This is a genomic window from Halorarum salinum, from assembly GCF_013402875.1.
Taxonomy (GTDB): domain Archaea; phylum Halobacteriota; class Halobacteria; order Halobacteriales; family Haloferacaceae; genus Halorarum; species Halorarum salinum.
Genome location: NZ_CP058579.1, coordinates 3032040 through 3050334, shown reverse-complemented (window position 1 = coordinate 3050334; position 18295 = coordinate 3032040). Strand labels below are relative to the sequence as shown.

The 18295-nt window shown below is 70.0% G+C and carries 18 protein-coding genes and 1 pseudogene; 6 read left to right on the top strand and 13 right to left on the bottom strand.

Annotation, left to right across the window (positions count from 1 at the left end; genetic code table 11):
* The first annotated feature begins 26 nt into the window (after window positions 1-26).
* On the top strand, window positions 27-602 hold the full coding sequence (locus tag HUG12_RS15290) for a transporter (protein ID WP_179269607.1): 576 nt from the start codon (window positions 27-29) through the stop codon (window positions 600-602).
* Here HUG12_RS15290 and HUG12_RS15285 read toward each other — a convergent pair.
* Entirely contained in the window at window positions 599-1129 is a 531-nt protein-coding gene (locus tag HUG12_RS15285) for a GNAT family N-acetyltransferase (protein WP_179269606.1), read from the bottom strand. The genes HUG12_RS15290 and HUG12_RS15285 overlap by 4 nt on opposite strands.
* 66 nt (window positions 1130-1195) lie before the next feature.
* Window positions 1196-1831, bottom strand: coding sequence for a metal-dependent hydrolase (locus tag HUG12_RS15280; protein ID WP_179269605.1), 636 nt, complete (start codon window positions 1829-1831; stop codon window positions 1196-1198).
* A gap of 89 nt (window positions 1832-1920) precedes the next feature.
* Here HUG12_RS15280 and HUG12_RS15275 point away from each other — a divergent pair, with 89 nt between their 5' ends.
* The gene (locus HUG12_RS15275) at window positions 1921-2643 is read left to right on the top strand and encodes a helix-turn-helix domain-containing protein (protein ID WP_179269604.1); all 723 of its coding nucleotides are present in this window, start codon (window positions 1921-1923) and stop codon (window positions 2641-2643) included.
* A gap of 44 nt (window positions 2644-2687) precedes the next feature.
* On the opposite strand, the gene HUG12_RS15270 is transcribed toward HUG12_RS15275, so the two are convergent.
* From HUG12_RS15270 to HUG12_RS15260, 3 genes are all read right to left on the bottom strand, one after another.
* Window positions 2688-3023: a thioredoxin family protein gene (locus tag HUG12_RS15270; protein WP_179269603.1), complete on the bottom strand. Its 336-nt coding sequence runs from the start codon at window positions 3021-3023 to the stop codon at window positions 2688-2690.
* 208 nt (window positions 3024-3231) lie between these two features.
* The gene (locus HUG12_RS15265; protein ID WP_218836330.1) at window positions 3232-3699 is read right to left on the bottom strand and encodes a DUF6789 family protein; all 468 of its coding nucleotides are present in this window, start codon (window positions 3697-3699) and stop codon (window positions 3232-3234) included.
* A 66-nt stretch (window positions 3700-3765) separates the two neighbouring features.
* A complete protein-coding gene (locus HUG12_RS15260) occupies window positions 3766-4173 on the bottom strand; it encodes a DoxX family protein (RefSeq protein ID WP_179269602.1) in 408 nt (135 codons plus the stop codon).
* Window positions 4174-4326: 153 nt separating this feature from the next.
* Here HUG12_RS15260 and HUG12_RS15255 point away from each other — a divergent pair, with 153 nt between their 5' ends.
* On the top strand, window positions 4327-4692 hold the full coding sequence (locus HUG12_RS15255; RefSeq protein WP_179269601.1) for a winged helix-turn-helix transcriptional regulator: 366 nt from the start codon (window positions 4327-4329) through the stop codon (window positions 4690-4692).
* 48 nt (window positions 4693-4740) lie between these two features.
* Here HUG12_RS15255 and HUG12_RS15250 read toward each other — a convergent pair.
* A pseudogene (locus HUG12_RS15250) lies at window positions 4741-5737 on the bottom strand (arsenic resistance protein).
* Window positions 5738-5893: 156 nt separating this feature from the next.
* Window positions 5894-7231, bottom strand: coding sequence for a hydroxymethylglutaryl-CoA synthase (gene hmgB, locus HUG12_RS15245; protein WP_179269600.1), 1338 nt, complete (start codon window positions 7229-7231; stop codon window positions 5894-5896).
* Window positions 7232-7351: 120 nt separating this feature from the next.
* Here hmgB and HUG12_RS15240 point away from each other — a divergent pair, with 120 nt between their 5' ends.
* The gene (locus tag HUG12_RS15240) at window positions 7352-9052 is read left to right on the top strand and encodes a hypothetical protein (RefSeq protein ID WP_179269599.1); all 1701 of its coding nucleotides are present in this window, start codon (window positions 7352-7354) and stop codon (window positions 9050-9052) included.
* A 31-nt stretch (window positions 9053-9083) separates the two neighbouring features.
* On the opposite strand, the gene HUG12_RS15235 is transcribed toward HUG12_RS15240, so the two are convergent.
* From HUG12_RS15235 to HUG12_RS15210, 6 genes are all read right to left on the bottom strand, one after another.
* On the bottom strand, window positions 9084-9662 hold the full coding sequence (locus HUG12_RS15235; RefSeq protein WP_179269598.1) for a DUF2150 family protein: 579 nt from the start codon (window positions 9660-9662) through the stop codon (window positions 9084-9086).
* 103 nt (window positions 9663-9765) lie between these two features.
* A complete protein-coding gene (locus HUG12_RS15230; RefSeq protein ID WP_179269597.1) occupies window positions 9766-10623 on the bottom strand; it encodes a TatD family hydrolase in 858 nt (285 codons plus the stop codon).
* Window positions 10624-10672: 49 nt separating this feature from the next.
* Entirely contained in the window at window positions 10673-11812 is a 1140-nt protein-coding gene (locus HUG12_RS15225; RefSeq protein WP_179269596.1) for a YhjD/YihY/BrkB family envelope integrity protein, read from the bottom strand.
* 143 nt (window positions 11813-11955) lie between these two features.
* Window positions 11956-12906 carry a DMT family transporter gene (locus tag HUG12_RS15220; protein ID WP_179269595.1) on the bottom strand — a complete coding sequence of 317 codons (951 nt, stop codon included), beginning with the start codon at window positions 12904-12906 and terminating at the stop codon, window positions 11956-11958.
* Between the two features lie 134 nt (window positions 12907-13040).
* Window positions 13041-13820: a hypothetical protein gene (locus HUG12_RS15215; RefSeq protein WP_179269594.1), complete on the bottom strand. Its 780-nt coding sequence runs from the start codon at window positions 13818-13820 to the stop codon at window positions 13041-13043.
* A gap of 125 nt (window positions 13821-13945) precedes the next feature.
* Entirely contained in the window at window positions 13946-15460 is a 1515-nt protein-coding gene (locus HUG12_RS15210) for a hypothetical protein (RefSeq protein WP_179269593.1), read from the bottom strand.
* 169 nt (window positions 15461-15629) lie between these two features.
* On the opposite strand from HUG12_RS15210, the gene HUG12_RS15205 reads away from it, so the two are divergent.
* Window positions 15630-17150, top strand: a complete 1521-nt coding sequence (locus HUG12_RS15205) for a replication factor C large subunit (RefSeq protein WP_179269592.1) — start codon at window positions 15630-15632, stop codon at window positions 17148-17150.
* Between the two features lie 64 nt (window positions 17151-17214).
* Window positions 17215-18270 (top strand): zinc-dependent alcohol dehydrogenase family protein, encoded by a 1056-nt coding sequence (locus tag HUG12_RS15200; RefSeq protein WP_179269591.1) that lies wholly within the window; start codon window positions 17215-17217, stop codon window positions 18268-18270.
* Window positions 18271-18295: the final 25 nt, after the last annotated feature.

Genomic DNA, 18295 nt, shown 5'->3' with positions numbered 1-18295 from the left:
TGGTCCCCAACCGGCCACGGATGGACATGGCCGCGAAAGGGGGGGTTAGCGGACGCGTTCCGACCGTGACCGGCGTGATCGCCGGGGTCGGCGCGTACGTGGTCAGCTACCTGGTGACGTACGTTCGGCAGTTCGGTACGGTGGAGGACCGGCTTCGGGGGATAAACGTGCTCGTGGAACTGTTCGGGAACGACCCGATCCCCGCCTGGAAGGCGGTGGGGTGGTACTTCTACAACGCGCACTTCGTGAACGTGCTCATCCCGAACTTCGGCGGGACGCGCACCGAGAACCTCATCGCGAGCGGCGGCGACGGGAGCCTGTCGCTGCTGTACGCCGTTCCGCCGCTGGTGCTCCTGCTCGCGGGGGTCGCGGTCGCGGCGTACTCGAACGCCGACGATCCGGCGGGCGGCGCGGTGATGGGTCTCACTCTCGTCCCCGTCTACGCCCTGCTCGCGCTCGTCGGCACGTTCGTCTTCGCGTACGGGTCGGGCGACGGGGGGAGCGTCCGCCCGGACTACGTCACCGGCGTCCTGCTCGCGGGGGTCGTCTACCCGCTCGTCTTCGCGACGACCGGCGGGGTGCTCGGCTCCCTGCCGGACTAGAGGTCCCGGGCGACCATCTCGCCCCAGTGGGCGAAGCCGTGTCGCTCGTAGAACGCCCGCGCACGTTCGTTCCCGCGGTCCACGTCGAGCACCATCCGGTCCAGCGGGAGGTCCTGGCCCCGCGCGGCCTCCAGCGCGGCCGCCATCAGGTCGTCGGCGACGCCGGTTCCCCTGCGTTCCGGCCGGACGTAGAGTTCGTTCAGCACCGCGGCGTCCCAGACGAACGCGAGCGACTCCGGGAGGACGAAGGCGTAGCCCGTGAGGGCTCGGTCGCTCCCCTCGCTCCCCCCGTCCGCGCTCTCGCCCTCGTCGCCGCCCTGCACGGCGACCGTCACGCACCGCGCGTCCTCCGCGACGCTGCGTTTCACCCACGAGAGCCAGCGCGTCCGGTACTCGTCGGTCAGTTTCGCCTCGTAGGTCTCGGCCTTGTCAGCGTCGCCCGTACCCTCCCCCAGACCGGTCTCGAACCCGCGTTTCAGTTCCCAGAGCGCCTCCGCGTCGCCGTCCTCGAAGGGTCGAACGTCCATGTCGACACGAACGCGGCGGCCGGGTTCAATCCGCCGATGCTGGCCGGGCTCGTCCCGCTACCCGCTTTACCGCTCGACCCGTGGGCCGCGCCGAAGCTTCGCCGCGACCGCGAACGCCCCGGCCGCGACGAGGAGCAGTTGCCAGCCGCCGCTCACCACGGGGAACACGCGCTCGACGTCGCGCGATTCCGCGCCGGGTGACGGGTCGACCCCGGTGCTGTAGTGCAGGTTCTCCGTGGTCCGTACGGCTTCCTCCGAGGACCGGTCGACGAACGACTGGACCACGCCGTCGTGGCTCGACAGCAACAGGTCGCCGTCCATCGCGTAGAACCGGTCGTGGACCGGCCAGAACAGGTTCACGCCGTTCGTCGCGAGGTCGAGTCCGACGCCGGCGACGACGAAGGCGGCCAAGCCCGCGCACGCGACGGGGCCGCCCGCCGCGCCGAACCGCTCGTGGAGGTGCGAGCGGTCCCGGACGCGGAGGTCGTACGCGAGCGCGAGGCCGATGAGGGTCGGCAGGAGGACGTTGTGCCCGAGCGACCGGTGTGCGCCGCCGAGGAACGGCGAGACGAGCGAGTCGAGGTCCGGGAGCGCGGCGGCGACGAGGACGACGAGCATCGCTCCCCGGGTCGCGTACCGGTCGGGGAGCAGCGCGGCGGCGAGCAGGCCGCCGAGCGCGACGTGGACGAGCGTTGACGGCACACGCGCCAGGGGGAGCCGAGAGGGGAAGGAGCTTTCCCCGGACTGGGCCCTCCGACACCCTTAACCGGAAGGTCCGCGGACCGGCGAGCATGAACGCGGCAGGGGGCGACTCCGACGCCCCGCGGGCCGAGCTCGCGCGGCGCATCGCCGGGGAGATCGCCCTCTCGGAGTCGCCGGGCGCGACGCTCCGGAAGTGGCGCACCGACTTCGGCGTCTCCCAGACGGATCTCGCCGAGTCGATGGGCGTCTCCTCGTCGGTCGTCTCCGACTACGAGAGCGGCCGCCGCGAGTCGCCCGGCATCGGCCTCGTCTCCCGGATCGTGAACGCGCTGCTCGACATCGACGAGGACCGCGGCGGGAGCCGCATCCGGCAGTACGCCCGCGTCGTCTCGGCGGGCTTCGAGTCCGACATCGTCCGCGACATCCGCGAGTACCCGACCGCGCTGCCGACGAGTCGGGTGTACGACGCGCTCGACGCGACCGAGGTCGTCGCCGGCGACCGCGACACGGTGAACGGCCACACGGTGATCAACAGCATCGAGGCGATCACCTCGCTGTCCAGCGAGGAGTTCTACCGGCTGTACGGACAGTCGACCGACCGCGCGCTCGTGTTCACCGGCGTCACCCGCGGCGAGTCGCCGCTGGTGGCCCTGCGGGTGGTGACGCCGACGCCGAACGCGGTCGTGCTCCACGGCCTCGACGGGAACGCGCTGTGGGACCACGCCGCCGACCTCGCGCGGGTCGACGGCTTCTCGCTGGCCGTCTCGACGTCGCCGCTGGAGGAGTCGCTGGACGAACTGCGGGGGCTGTAGAACCGCCCGCACCGGAGCGTCGCGCACCGGGATCGCGTCGTCGGCTACCGGTTCGACTCGACGAACTCGACCAGCCGTTCGGCGCTGACGAAGCCGTCGGCGACCCGACCGACCTCCTCGCCGTCGCGGAACAGCGCGAGCGTCGGCACCGACCGGACGTCGTGTTCCGCGACGAGCGACGGGTCGTCCTTCGGGTTCACGAGCAGCATCGGCACGCCGGTCGCGCGGTCGACCGATCCGAGCACGGGTTCGACGCTCCGGCAGAGCGTGCAGCCCTTCGTGTAGAAGTCGACGAGGACGAACCCGTGCTCGGCGAGCGCGTCGGGGAACTCCCTGGCGTCGACGCGTTCGGGTTTCGGTGCGGAGGTGGTTTCGGTCACGTACGAGTTCGGCGCCCGACGTGCTTGTGGGCTTCACCGGGGGAGTGCGATGGAAATCGGCCGGTTGGCGCGCGGCCAATGCGTTCGAGCGGATCGGCCGGTCGCACCTCCCGGACGGTTTGGGAACCCGTCTACCTCGCTGTCGGTTCCGGATCGTACCACGGAGAAGGGGGAACGACTCACGCCGCTACATCCTTACACCGGCGTATCAGTTCACGCCCGTGGATCCCGGCGTTCTAACCCGTGTCGAGTTACGATCGAGCGTCCATCCGAGTACGACGCCATAGACGAGGTGGAGAGCGAGCGTCGTCGCCGCGATCCTCGGCGTGACCGTCGTTCCAAAGACACCCCACCCGAGCACCGGCAGGACACCGAGTTGCACGAGCAACCAGAGCGTTACGCCGAGATAGATGCCCTTCAGGATCGTCACGGCAGGTGTGAAACGCGCAAGGAGGGCGCCAAACGCACCGCCGTAAATGAGATGCAATCCGACTGCGAGGCCGACGACGAGCGGTTTGGGGGCCGTGATTCCGAGCACCGAGGTGACGATGGCCTTCGGGATCGGCTCGGGAATCGGCGACAGCCCGGACAGAACGCCGAACGTCATCACGGTTGACATTGCGACCGTCGCAACGACCCCGTATCCGAAACCGTGGGTCGATCGAGTCCGTTCCATACGCACCCGATCGCACACCGATCGGATAAGGCTGAGACGAGGTCGTACTGACCGGGTTAGCGTCGCCTAACCGCGTCGAAGACCGAGCGGTGACGACGGTGAATCCGCTCCCGTTCGGAGAACGATGATAGCCAGCGATCCGCCGATGACGGCGAGGTTCTTCCAGTCCGGGCCGACGTAGGCGATCGCCACGAGCATCACCGGAACCAACGAAAGTGCCGCGAGGTCCTCACTGATTCCGAGGACGAGCATCACCACTGCCGTGATCTGAATGGTGCCGGCGATAACGACCATCGCGTTCGGGAACGGAATGCCGATCCGTGAGAAGAACGCGACTGAACTCTCGTGTGTCAGGAATTTGCTCAGCGCGGGCTTGGCGACCACTGCAGCGATCGAGAGTCGGATCAGAAGCCGGACCCAGTGCGGAACCACCTGAGTCACCGACACCAGCGACCGGCTGATCGTTTGGACCATGGGAGTGAGACCGCGACCGCTCGAATAAGCCTAAGCGAAGGGAGCGCTCAGGTGATGCGGTTTCCTGATCGGCTTTGGAGACGGTACCCGGTACGGGTTCGTGCCTTAGCATCGATATAATACTGGGTGTGCACTCGGTACTGCCATGCACGAATGAGTCGCCCGGAAACCTCCTGCGTCGCGTCGTGGTGTGCCGAGGACGAGTGGTGTACGGTAACGTGTACGGCTCATCTCATCGGCAAGAAGTGGCATCCGGTTATCGTGCATCGCTTGCTCGTGTGCGGCCCGCTCGGGTTCAACGCCCTCAAATCGGAGATCGACAGCATCTCCAGTACGGTTCTCTCGAACAGCCTGGAGGATCTCGAAGAGAACGGGCTCGTGAATCGATCGATCGTGAGCGAAAAGCCGTTTCGCGTCGAGTACTCGCTGACCGAGGGCGGGGAATCGCTTAGACCCGTGATCGAGGCGATGGACGCCTGGGGCGACGAGTATCTCACCGAGTCCGAGGATCGTTCCTGAACCGGCGTCTCCTCATCGATGGGTTAGTTCGGCATCGAACGCGTGTCGCTACGCGTATGGAACCGAGAGCGGCGTCGGAGCCTCCGGCAGGAGCCACAGCGGTACCACCCGCGTCAGAACGACCATCCCAACCAGTTCGACGAGCGTCCGCGTGACGACGACTGCGGGGACCAATCGGTAGCCTTCGGGCAGGGCGAGTGCGAGCGGAAGAGCGACCAACGCGTTTCGGGTCGCCGAAGTGAAGACGAGCCCACGGCTCTCGCCGACTTCCATCCCGACGAGTCCGGCCGCCGATCGTCCGAGCAGCGGCATTACGGCCAGAAATCCCACGTACACCGGGACGGTGGCTGCGACCTGCCCGATCGAATCCTGCACGTGAGGGAGTCGTGAGGCGACGACGACGAACAACGTCGCACCCATCGTCGGGACGGGAAGCCACCCCATCGTCTCCTGCCACCGATCGCCCGCCTCAGCCTCAGTACGGTCTGACCATACTTCGGTGAGCCACGCGAGCGTCGAGGGAAGCACGATGAGCAGCAGGAACGCCTCGACGAACGGACCGGCTTCGATGACGTCAGCGACCCGTGAACCCATGAACGCCCGGAGATACACTGGTAGCAGCAGGAGTTGCATGAGCATCAGGGCCGGTGTTATCGCGGTGATCTGTTCGGGGTTCCCACCTGCAAGTTCAGCGAAGGCGATTACGTAGTCGATGCACGGTGTCAGGAGACCCATGAACACGCCGACGAGGATGACCGACTCTTGGGGGAGCACCCGGGTGAGTCCCCACGCGACGAGCGGGACGACGAGGAAGTTCAATCCCCAGTGGGGTTCCATCGAATCGGCCGTTCGTAAACGCCCGACGGAGCCGAATGAACGGAATTTCCAGAAAGGTCACGTATGACAGGACGGCAACGGCGGGATCGATGACCCGTTCAAAAGTGGCGTCGAGTCCCGGACGACGGACCCAGAACGCGATGGCAAGCAAAGCGGCGACCGTATGAACGACGATCTGATGCTGCTGGAGCCAGCCCTTCGAAACCATTTGGTGGCTCAACGACGTGGGCTCCTAAACCATCGTCGCGAAGTACGCAAAGACTACTTACGGAATCAGCCGACGCATCTCTGGACCCGCCTCCGGATGCGGAACCCGGTCTGCCCACAACTGATGCTGCTCCCCGAATCCGGGAACGGGCTCCGACTACTCCACGTACTCGTACTTCCGCTCGCTCATCCGTCCCCAGCCGACGTGGACGAACTCGCCCTCCGGCGTGGTGAACTCCTCGAGTTCGCGATCCATCTCGTGGTTGTGGGCGTCGTGGACCGTCTCGTACTCGTCGTAGCTCACGTCGTAGCGGCGCTCGAGCTGGTCGTCGATCGAGAGCGCCTCGATCTCCTCGCGCCAGCCCTCCTGCACGGTCTCGGCGTGGATCTCGGCCTGCGCGCCGGAGCCATACGAGCCGACGAGCAGCTTCTCGCCGGTCACGTCGCGGTCGTTCTCGGCCGCGTGTGCCAGCGCGGACGCGCGGGCGACGTGGACCGACCCGGTGTACCAGTTGCCGACCCTGCGGGAGAGGTTCAGCGTCGGCTCGATGACGCGGCGGTACCAGTCGCGGTACGCGTCCGTGTCCTTCAGTTCGTCCATGTATCCGCGGATCGCCTCCTCGTAGGCCTCCCGGTCGTCGTACTCCGCCTCGCGGGGCTGGCGGCCGATCTCGTCGGCCAGCTCGTCCTCGATCTCGGTGTCGCGGATGGTGTGCCGGTAGCCGAGCAGGCCGGCCTTCCGGACCATGCCCGGGAACGGCGTGTGGAACGGGATGTACGCGAAGTCCTCGGGGTGCATGTCCCACGCGACCGACTCGAAGTCCTCCACGGCCTCGCGCATGCGTGCGAGGTACACCTGCATCGAGCGCTTGCCGTCGACGCTCGGGAACTGCTGGTTCGGCTTGAGGAAGTCGGTCTCGTCGGCCGAGCCGTACCCCTGCTCGGTCGAGAGTTCGACCAGGCTCGGCTCCTCGGAGACGAGCATCGCCACCGCGCCGGCGCCCTGGGTCGCCTCGCCGGGGTCGCCGCGGGCGTACAGCGCCGTGTCGGTCGCGACCACGAGCGCCGACCGCCCGCGGTTCCGTCCCGCCCGGATCCAGTTGTAGGCGTCGTCGATCGACTGGGTGCCGGCGACGCACGCGAACTTCCGCTCGCCCTTGTTCGCGTGGTGGAAGTCGCCCTCGTACACCTTCTCGAGGCAGCCCGCGATGTACGTCGACACCGGCTTCGAGTTGTCGAACGCCGACTCGGTGGCGACGTCGATCCGTCCGACGTCGTCGGGGACCAGCCCCTTGCGGTCCATCAGACGCTTGGCGGCGTTGGCGCCCATCGTCACGATGTCCTCGTAGGTGTCGGGGAACGACGAGGTCTCCAGGCCGAGCCCTTCGGTGTAGTAGCCGGGGTCCTGGTCCTTGGCCGGCGCGAACGTGTTCGGCAGGTCCAACTGGAGCTTTCCCGTCCAGATCTCGATGGCGTCGATGCCGACGGCAGTCATGTGGACCCCGATTCGGGGAACGGACTTATTGGTGTGTCGATAGGGATTACGTCGTTCGTCGAATCGAGTCGTTCGCTCCGACGAACAGGTCTTTAATCCCCCCTTCCGTCTGCCCCCACGATGCGACCAGGGGGAGACGAGCGCGCACAGTCCGTCCAGGTCGGGGTCGTCGTCCTGTTCGGATTCCTCGTCCTCGCCGCGTCCTCGTACCAGGCGTTCGTCGTCCCCCAGGAGAACGCCGAGATCGAGTTCACCCACTACGGGGAGTCGACGGCGGACGTCGAGTCGCTGCGGAACGTGATGCTCTCCTCGGCGGCCGACGGCAACGTCCGCGGCCTGACCGTGGACGCCGGGACGGGGTATCCGGTACGCGCCTTCTTCGTGAACCCGCCCCCCGCTGCCGGGACGGTGCGGACGGCGGAGACGGCGAACGCGTCGGTGAGCGGCGTCGCCGCCGCCGGCGACCGCCGGAACGTCGACCGGTACCTCGCGTCGGAGTCGAACCGGCTGGAGTACACGACGCGGACCGTCGCGTTCGACCCTGCCTACAACGAGTTCGACGGCGCCGCGCCGGTGATCGTCGAGAACGGCGTCGTCTACCGTGGCTACGAGACCCCCGTGGTCTCCACCCCGCAGACGCTCGTCGACGGCAACCGGATCAGGCTCGTGACCGTCTCGGGCGACCTGCACGCCGAGGGGCTCTCGACGGGCGTGACCGTCTCGCCGGTGAGCGCCCACACCCGGACGGTGACCGTAACCAACCGGTCGTCCGCGTCGTTCAACGTCACCGTTCCGACCGACCTGTCGGAGTCGACGTGGGAGGACCTCCTCGCGGACCAACTCGATCCGGACGGGTCCCACCCCGACCGGTACGTGCGCGACGTCACGAGGCCGGAGGGGGCCGACTACGTCAACGTCACGATGGAGGGGGACCAGGCGTACGAACTCCGGATCGCGAGGCTCGAACTCCGCGAGGAGTCTGACCCGAACCGGGAGGCCGACCCCGGCGCGCGCTACCTCGTCGCGGAGGGCGACAACCGGACTCAGACGAACCGCGAGGGGCGAGTGAGGCTCGTGGTCGAGGCCCGCGACAGGTTCAACAACCCCGTCTCGAACTCGGTCGTGACGTACGACGCGGGCGAGGGAACGTTCGAACGGGCCGACGGCGCGCTCGCCGACCGGAACGCGACGGCCGACGGGACCCAGGTCAGGACGGACGAGGACGGGAAGGCGACGGTCTACTTCAACGCGACCGGGAACCTCGGGACGATTCCGGTCGACGCGTACCTCGGGACCGACGACGCGGCGCCGGGCGAACGATCGACGCGGTTCCGCGTGTTCAACAACGTGCTCGGCGGCGACGGAGGCGGTGGTTCCGGTGAGCAGGCCGGTCGATCTCTGGTCGTCCTCAACCACACCGAGTCGGTCGTCGAGGACGCCGACTCGATCACGATCAACGTGACCAACACAGGCACGAACTCGGTCAATGCGACCGGGTACCGGCTCGATTACGTAAGCGCGATCCGATCGAACGGGGAGCTCGTCGAGAGCACCGAGGCCATCACGAACGTCACGTTCAGCAACGAGGGGGACGTTCGCAGGGTCGACGGGACCGCGGCTGAGGCCGGATCGCCACACTTCTTCGGCTCCGACCCTTACCGGATCGAACCCGGCGGGACGGACGTGACGATCCAGTTCGACGAACAGTTGAACTCGGACTCCGACGGCGGAACGCAGAACATCCAGGGGATCTTCATCAGTTTCGCGATCTACCTGGAGGGGGACATCACGGTGACGTTCGCGTTCCAGATCATCGTCTGACGACGGAACGCGGCCGACGAGACTCGTCGGGCTAGTCCTCTTCCTCGACCACTTCGGGGTCGGACATCGCCGACTGCAGCGAGTCCAGCCCGTTCACCCACTCGGAGACGAGGCCGTACTCGAGGTCCTCGACGGCCTCCATCGGGAGTTCGTCGCCGTCGATGATGCGCGTGCCGGCCTGCACGAGGTAGCCCAGCGCGGCGTCGACGTCCTCGTTCGCCTCGGCGTCGACGGCCGCGTCGACGTACTCCGCGACGGTGGCCTCCTCGACCGGCCCCCCGACGACGTACTCCTCGGCGGCGTAGAACACGCAGACCAGGCTCGTCTGGACGCCGTCGATGAGCATCGCCTTCTCCTCGTTCTCGAAGTGGACGTCCGCGAGCACGACGTCGCGGATGCCGGCGATCTCCTCGACTGCCGCCTCCTCGTCCAGCCGACCGTCGTCGTGCGCGGAGACGACCTTCGCCACCGCGATGGCGGCGTCGTCCTGGAGGTTCAGGAGTAGGCGCGCGGAGTCCTCGTCCTCCGGATCGAGGCTCTCCTCCTCGACTCGGTCGAGCCAGTTCTGCCACCGCTCCTCGGTGTAGAACGTCTCGTCGGGTTCGCTCATACTCACACGGTCCGGGGCCGCGTTGATATGCCTTTCTTATCCTCCGGTCGCCGGCGTCCTCGATGGGGGAGGGTCGACGGAGCCGGGCCGGCGGCGCTCCCGGCTACGTCTCCCGCGTCAGCGTCCCGACGGTGTCGATCCCGTAGGCCAGTTCCGGCGTCTCGACGTGGGCCGTCCGCACGGCGTCGCCGTACCCCTCCTCCCGGAGCCAGCGAACCCGTCGCGGGACGGTCTTGGGGCCCATGACCGCACCCGGCTTCTCGGGGTCGTCGACGAAGTCCGTCTCCATCAGGAACGGCTCGCCCGCCTCGGCCGCGACGCGCAGGCTGTCCTTCTCGCTCATCACGCTCGGCGTCGGGCCCGCGAGTCGCCCGCCGGCGTAGTGCTTGACTACCCGTTCGCGGGCCAGCCCCTCCTCTTCCGCCCACTCCGCCAGTTCCGTGAGGTCCTCGGCCGACTCGGTGTGCAGTTGCACCGGACAGTCGTGCTCGGCGCCGAGCGCGAACGCGTGCCGCGTGACCTCGTTCGAGGCGTCCCACACCTCGTCGGTCACCTCGTAGTGCGGGCGCCCCGACTTCAGCCCCAGCGCGCGGCCGCCGTCGACGTACTCGGCGGCGACCTCCAGTCCGCCCCGCATGAGGTCGCGCGCCGCCGGCGGCGCGAGGTCGCGCTCGTCCACGAGCCGCGAGACCAGGCCGGGGTGGACGCCCAGGACGGCCCACGCGCGCCCGTCGAGCAGCGCCGACGCCCGCTCGACCACGTCGACGGTCGTCTCGAACACGGGGCGGAAGTCGTCGGGGGTCTCGGCCTCGACGCCGAGGTGCCAGGACGGCTTGTTAACGACGATCATGTGGGTCCCCCCGAGCCGCACGAAGTCCCGGACGGCGTCGAGCCCGCGGCCGTGCTCGGGGTCGAGATGCAGGTGGTCGTCGAGCACCGGCGTGCCGAGGTCCTCGCTCATGGGTCGTCGGGGTCGTGGGCCCGTCCGGACATAACGGTGTGGCTTCCGTTCAGCCGCCGAGGCGGTCCCCGGAACTCCGGCCGGCCGAATCGTGGGGTTCGTCGGGGGTGGCCTCGGCATCGCGGCCGGCGGGGGAAGTGGAACCGGGCTCCGACTCGTCCGCCTCCCAGCTGAGCGTGACCGTCCACCGGCGGGTGCCGTCCTCGAGGGAGGAGTGCTCGGAGAGTTCGACGGGGCCACGCGGACGCGGTCGTTCCTCCCCCTCTGCGGTCGGACGCGTCCCCTCGTAGTGGCCGGTGAGCCCCTCGCGGAGATCCCGGAGGTACGCGGCGAGTTCGTCGCGGTTCAGCGAGCCCTCCCGCTCCGCCTCGTAGCTGGTCGCGCCCCGGCCGACGCCGCCGGGCTTCCCCGTCGAGTGGCCGCCGACCACCGAGTTGATGACCGCGCCGATCAGCAGGACGAGCCCCGAGAAGTAGAGGTACGTCACGACGACGATCACGCCGCCGAAGAAGCTCCCGGCCCCCGGGTCGCTGAACTCGAGGTACACCTGGAACAGCCCCTGGAAGGCCGCCCAGCCGACGGCCGCGAACAGGACCCCCGGCAGCACGTCCCGCAGTCCGAGCTCCGTGTCGGGGAAGACGTAGAACATCGGGAGGAACGCGACCACGAGCCCCACGACGAGCAGCAGTGGCGTCAACGCTCCGACGAAGGGGATCCTGTCGGAGAACGCGGCGAAGGCCGCGGTGAGCCCGACCGTCGCCACGACCGCGGCGACGAGCGCGACGAACACGACTATCCCGTCCTTGAGTTTGTCCACGAAGGTGTTGCCGCCCTCGGTCTCGTAGATCTCCGAGAACGCGGTGTCGAGCCCCCGGAAGATCTTCAGCGTCCCCCAGACGAGGACGACGAGCCCGACGACCGATGCGCCGCCGACCGCGGGGTCGCCCTGGAACAGCTGCCCGACGACGTCGGCGATGGGCCCGGGGAGCCACTCCCCCGACGCCTCGACGATGCGCTCCTCGAGGCCGCCGCCGACGGCCGAGAGCACCAGGAACAGGAGCACCAGCGTCGGCGCCAGCGAGATGAACGCGTTGTAGGCGATGCCGGCGGCCATGAACGTCACGTTCTTCTCGGAGACGTCCGAGCCCACGTGCCGCAGGAACCGCCACGCCCCGGAGAGGCTGACCATACGGCCCGTTCGGGCGTCAGTCGCAAAACTCGAACGGCGGCCGTCGGCGGGGCCGGCCGGTCACGAGGCGCCCGGCCGGACACGGGACGCTCACCGGTCATCGTCGGCCGACCCGCACGCCCCCGACACGTCCCGGCGGGCGATCACCCGGCGTCGGCGACGCTCACGAGGTAGATGCCGACGGCCATCGTCGCGCCGCCGAGGAAGAACCCCGACGAGAGCGTCTCGTCGAGCAGGACTGCGCCCAGCGCGGCGCCGACGGCCGGCTGGGCGAAGAAGTACACCGCGACCGTCCCCGCGTCCGCGGTCTCGAGCCCCCTGTACCAGCAGTACCACGCGAGGGCCGTGCTCGCGACGCCGAGGTACGCGACCGCGGCGACGAGCGCCGGAGTGACCGCGATCCCGGCGAGCGGAACGTCACGGACGGCCAGTTCGACCGGGACGAGCGCGGCGAGCATCGGCACCGCCGCGACCGTCGAGTAGGTCGCCGTCTCCAGGGCGGAGTACCGGCGGACGAGCGGCTTCCCCCACACGGTGTAGGCCGCCCATCCGACGCTGGCGAGCACGAGCAGGGCGACTCCGCCCACGCCCGCCGCGCCGAGCGTCGACGCGTTCGCGCCCCCGGGCGTCGCCGGGTTCCCGCCGCCCGGCGTCGCCAGGTCGTACTGGCCCGCGACGACCCAGAGCGTGCCGGCGAACGCGAGCGCCATCCCGACCGCCGTCCGACGGTTCACGGACTCGTCCAGGACGGCGACGCCGAGCAGCAGCGTGAACACCGGCGTCAGCACGGTGACCAGCGCCCCCTCGCTCGCGGTCGTGAGGTCGGTCCCGACGAACTGGGTCGCCATCGTGATCGCGACCCAGAGGCCGAGGAACGCGAACCCGCGCCACTCCGTCCGGGAGAACGAGCGTCGGGGGTACGCGACTCGGACGACGAGCAGGAGCGTCACGGCGCCGAGCAGCACCCGGAGGAACGCGAGCGTCACGGGCGGGATCGACTCGAACCCCCACTTGCTCACGACGTACATCCCGCCCCACAGCGCCGCCGCGACCGGCGGTCCGGGCGTGATCGTCCGCGACTCCGCTCCTCCCATTCGTTCCCGTGGTCGCGGACGGGGGTGAAGTAAGGGCGGGGTGGCGGCCGATCTTCGTCCGCCGCTCCTCCGTCGATCGGGACCGCCGGCACCCGTCGATCGGGACCGCCGGCACCCGCCGGTCGGGACCGCCGCTACCCGTCGACGCGGACGTCGAACGACGCGGTGACGAGCGTCCCCTCCGGCCTCGCCTGGAGGAAGAGGCGGTACCGGCCCGGCGTGGGGAACCGGGCGCCGAACTCGACGCGGCCGCTCCCGGGGGCGGTTTCCCGCGGGTGGACGTGCAGGTACGCCAGGTCCCCCTCCCGGAGCGCCACGAGGTGGCCGAGGGCGCCGAGATACGGGGACAGCTCCGGGACGGGCCGACCGTCCCTGCGGACCTCGAACGGGAGCCGGACGTCCTCGCGGGCGGCGACCTCCTCCGCGAGCAGTTCGGCCTCGTACTCCCCGGCGGTCGCCCGACGCGTCGACCCGGGACGCGTCTCGACGGTCCACTCGCCGGACGCGAGGAGGTCGAACCCCAGCGTCGTCGGCCGGCCGTCGACCACGACGTCGACGAAGGCGCGGTACGCCCCGGGCTCGGACAGCGTCAGCCCGGCCACGCGCCACGTCCCGTCCGGATCGAGGTCGGGGTGGAGGTGCTGGAACCGGGTCAGGTCCCGACGCACGACGATCAGGTGTGACCGCTCGCCGTGCGACTCCTCGAAGTCGGTCACGACCTCTCCGCCGTCGTCGAGGACGCGGAACGTCCAGCCGGTTTCGACCCCCGGTTCGAACCGGGTGCGTGGCGGGTCGAGCCTGAGGCCGTTCGCGGCCAGCGAGAACCCGCCCGGTTCGGCGTGCCCGCCGGGACCGTAGCCGTGGGCCGTGCGGGACTCGTGGTCGCCGTGACCGCCGCCGGAGTGCTCCTCCATGGGCGACGTACGTCGGGCACGAACCTAACTGCTCGGCGGGACGCTCGGTGGCCGTTCGTCGGTCCCCCGACGTCCTGCCGCGGGGTTCCACGCGCCGACCGACCGACGGGGGCGGGTCGCGGCGGTCAGGACCACTCCGCGAACGGCTCCCCGGTCCCCGCCCGGCGGACGTACTCGGCCTGCATGCCGCGGACGGCGTCGTCGAACCCGTCGCCTGCGTCGAGGCGTTCCGCGACCCGGTCCAGTTTCCACCGGCTCGGCGTCGTCCGGTCGGTCCACCGCGCCTCGATCGGCGCGAGGTACTCCTCGATCGTCCCCGGCGGTACCCCCGCCTCGCGGAGGCCGCGGCGGGCGAACTCGAAGACCTCCTCGTAGACGACGGACCGATCGCTCGTCCGGTCGCCGTCGACGGTGACCCACGCGAGGTCCGCCTCGAGCCCGTTCTCGACCGCGTCGTAGAAGCTCCGCTCGGCCGCCTCCCGGTCGAGCGTCGCGAGCGGATGGTCGGCGGCACCGAGCCCGCGGACGAGCCCCGCGACCAGACACTGGAACCCGACGTTGTCCGTGATCGACGGTTGGGTGGGGAGCGGCCGGTACTCGAGGCGGATCGACCACCGGTCGCCCCCGTCCACCGGCTGGCCCCCGATGACGGGCCGGAGCCACCGCCAGTACGTTCCCCGTTTGTGGTCGAGCTCCCAGAACCGGTCCGCGAACGTCTCCCGGTCGCCGTCCGCGAGCCACTCGCGGAGGAACGGGGCGCACGTGGGGTCGGCGACGAGTTCGTCCACCGCGTCGGTCGCGCTCCCGACGTCGTCCGGGAACCGAACCTTCCGCCACGCGCCGTTGATGGACTGCTCGAACGTCAGGATCCGGAGTTCGTGGTACGTCTCCCCGAGCAGGCGGTGCGGGTCGTCGACGTCGTACAGGTCCGGCGGCAGCAGCGGCGAGTTCGTCGCCAGCGCGAGCACCGGGCCGAGCGTCCGGGCGGCGAGGTCGTGGTAGCGCGGGAACGCCTCGACGTCGGGAACCTGCACGTGCGGCTGGATCGAACTCGTGAGCGACTCGAACAGGATCGACGGGAAGCGACGCTCGACTCCGGGGACCGAGAGGCTGATCTCCCCCCCGCACCGCCCCGTGACGTCGTTGTCGATCGCACAGTATCGGGGCGAGGGGGTCATGTTCTCCGCGATCCGCACGCCCTCACGCTCCCGGACGGCCGCGAGGTACGCGGGGCTCCCCTCCGGGGGCGGGACGGTCCACATCCCGTCGAGGACGATCTCGACCCCCTCCGTCTCGGCGGCGCGCCGGACGCGCCGGAGGGTCCGGCGGAGTTGGGCCGCCTGCGCGTCGACCCCCCCGCCGTCGAAGGGGGTCGGATCGGTGTGGAACTCGACGTTCTGCGCCCCGAGTTCCCTGTCGCAGTCCGTCTCGAACACGGTCTCGGGCACCCGGGCGAGACGGCGCTCCTCGTCGACGGCGTAGGCTTCGAGTTCGATCCCGAGCCCGAAACCGGGGCTGTCGAGCCGTCCCGACCGGGCGGCGTCGGCGAGCAGGGCGGCCTGCTCGTCGACGCGTCGGTCGAACTCGCTCCGCGTGGCGTCGGCGAGCGACCGCTTGACGAGGCCGACGAGATCGTCCATCACCGAGACAGAGCGGTTCCCGGGGCTTAGAACTACGGTGCGGTCGGGGCTGTCGGGTCGCGTCAGGCCGGCGTGAGCCCGGGCGACGTCGGCGCCGACGCGGGCGGAGCAACGGCGCCGTCCCGGAGGTCCGGAACCACTAAACGCGGCTCCCGCCTGTATCCCGACGATGACCGACTGGACGGAGACGTACCGCCCGCGCTCGCTCTCGGAGCTCCGGGGCAACGACAAGGCCGTCGACGCCTTCCGGGAGTGGGCCGAGACGTGGGACGACCACCGCGAGGCCGTCGTCCTCCACGGCTCGCCGGGCGTCGGGAAGACCTCCGCGGCCCACGCGCTCGCCGCGGACATGGGGTGGGAGACGATGGAACTCAACGCCTCGGACAAGCGCACCGCGGACGTCATCGAGCGGTACGCCGGCCGCGCCGCCAACAACGCGACGCTCGAAGGTGCGAGCGGCGCCGACGACACCGGCGGCAGACAGCTGGTCGTCCTCGACGAGGCGGACAACATCCACGGGAACTACGACCGCGGCGGCGCCGGCGCCATCACGAAGCTCGTGAAGTCGTCCGGACAGCCGGTCGTCCTCATCGCGAACGAGTACTACGACATGTCCCGCGGGCTCCGCGGCGCGACCCGCGATATCGAGTTCCGCGACGTCTCCAAGCGCTCCATCGTGCCGGTGCTGCGCGACGTCTGCCGGAAGGAGGGGATCGAGTTCGACCCGGACGCGCTCGACCGCATCGCCGAGCGCAACTCGGGGGACCTCCGGGGCGCCGTCAACGACCTCCAGGCGGTCGCGGACGGCAAGGAGCGGCTCGCGCTCGAGGACGTCGTGACCGGCGACCGCGACCGCTCGATGGGCATCTTCCCCTTCCTCGACCTCGTGCTCAAGGAGACCGACTCTGCGCGGGAGGCGCTCCGCTCCTCCTACGACGTGGACGAGACGCCCGACGACCTCACCAAGTGGATCGAGGACAACGTGCTGAAGGTGTACGAACCGGCGGAGGCCGACCGCGCATACGACCACCTCGCGGACGCGGACGTGTGGCTCGGGCGCGTGCGCGCGAGCCAGGACTACTCCTACTGGCGCTACGCCGGCGACGACCTCGCCGCGGGCGTCGCGGCCGCCCGGGACGGGACGAAGGGCGGGTGGACGCGCTGGGGCCGCCCGCAGTTCTACCGCTCATCCTCGAACGCGGCCGACCACGTCGTCAGGAACGTCGCCACGGCGGGCGGCCTCTCGATGGCGACCGCGCGGCGCGAGGTGCTGCCGTACCTCGCGGCGATGACCCACCACTGCAAGCCGCGCGACCTGACGGTCCTGATGGCCGCGGCCTACGACCTGGAGGCGGAGCACGTCTCCTTCGTCACCGGCTCGGGCGAGACGACGAACAAGGTGCAGTCGATCGTCGAGGACGCCGAGGAACTCCGCGAGGCGCTGATGGAGGAGCACTCCGGCGGCGCGTTCGTCGGGGTAGCGGGCGGCGACGCCGACGGGTCCGACGTCGAGGGGGACGGGTCGGAGTCGGACTCCCCCGCGGACTCGGACCGGTCCGACGGTGCGGACGACGGACAGGCGACGCTGGGCAGCGACGCCGACGGGTCCGACGCCGGCGACGCCGACGGGTCGACCGACCCGGGGGACGCGGACGACGAGGACCAGTCGGGCCTCTCGGACTTCGTCTGAGGCGACCCCGCGCCCGCGTCGCCGGGAGCCACCGACTTTTGTTCCCCCCGTCGAACGGGTGGGTATGAAGGCAGCAGTCCTGCGCGAGTACGGGGAGCCGCTCGAGGTGACGGCCGTTCCGGAACCGGACCTCGAACCGCACGGCGTCGTCGTCGAGGTGGAGGCCTGCGGCGTCTGTCGGTCGGACTGGCACGCCTGGCAGGGCCACGGCGAGTGGGCCGACGATCGGGTTCCGACCGACTTCGTCCTCGGCCACGAACCCGCGGGGACGGTCGTCTCGGTCGGCGACCGGGTCGAGTCGGTCGCGGAGGGCGACCGTATCGCCGTCCCGTTCAACCTCGGCTGTGGCGCCTGCGGCGAGTGCCTGAACGGCCACGGGAACACCTGCCTCGACGGGCGCGCGCTCGGGTTCGAGCGGTCGGCCCCGGGCGCGTTCGCGGAGCGGGTCCACGTCCCGCACGCGGACTACAACGCGATGCCGCTCCCCGAGGGGGTCGCCCCGCGGGACGTCGCCGCCCTCGGCTGCCGGTTCATGACGGCGTTCCACGCGCTCGCCCACCGGGCCGACGTGGCGGCCGGGGAGTGGGTCGCGGTCCACGGCTGCGGGGGGGTCGGGCTCTCGGCGGTCCACGTCGCGGACGCGATGGGCGCCCGCGTCGTCGCCGTCGACGTCGACGACGGGAAACTCGGCCGCGCCCGCGCCGCGGGCGCCGACGTGACGGTGAACTCGCGCGATGTGGACCCCGTCGCCGGGATCGAGGCCGCCACGGGCGGCGGCGCGGACGTCTCGCTCGACGCGCTGGGCCGCGCCGAGACGTGTCGGAACTCGGTGCGCTGTCTCCGGGGGCGGGGCCGGCACGTCCAGGTCGGGCTGACGACCGACGCCGAGCGGGGTGAGGTGTCGCTCCCGACCGACGCGATGACGCGGTGGGAGATCGACTTCCTCGGCTCGCGCGGGATGCCGCCGACGAGATACGGCGAACTGCTGGGGCTGCTGGAGTCGGGCGACCTCGACCCGGGCAGCCTCGTCGGCAGGGAGGTGCCGCTGGCGGAGGTACCCCAGCGGCTCGCGGCGATGACCGAGTACGAGACGGAGGGCGTGGAGGTGTTGACGTTCTGACCGGGACCGGGTGAACGCGGAAACG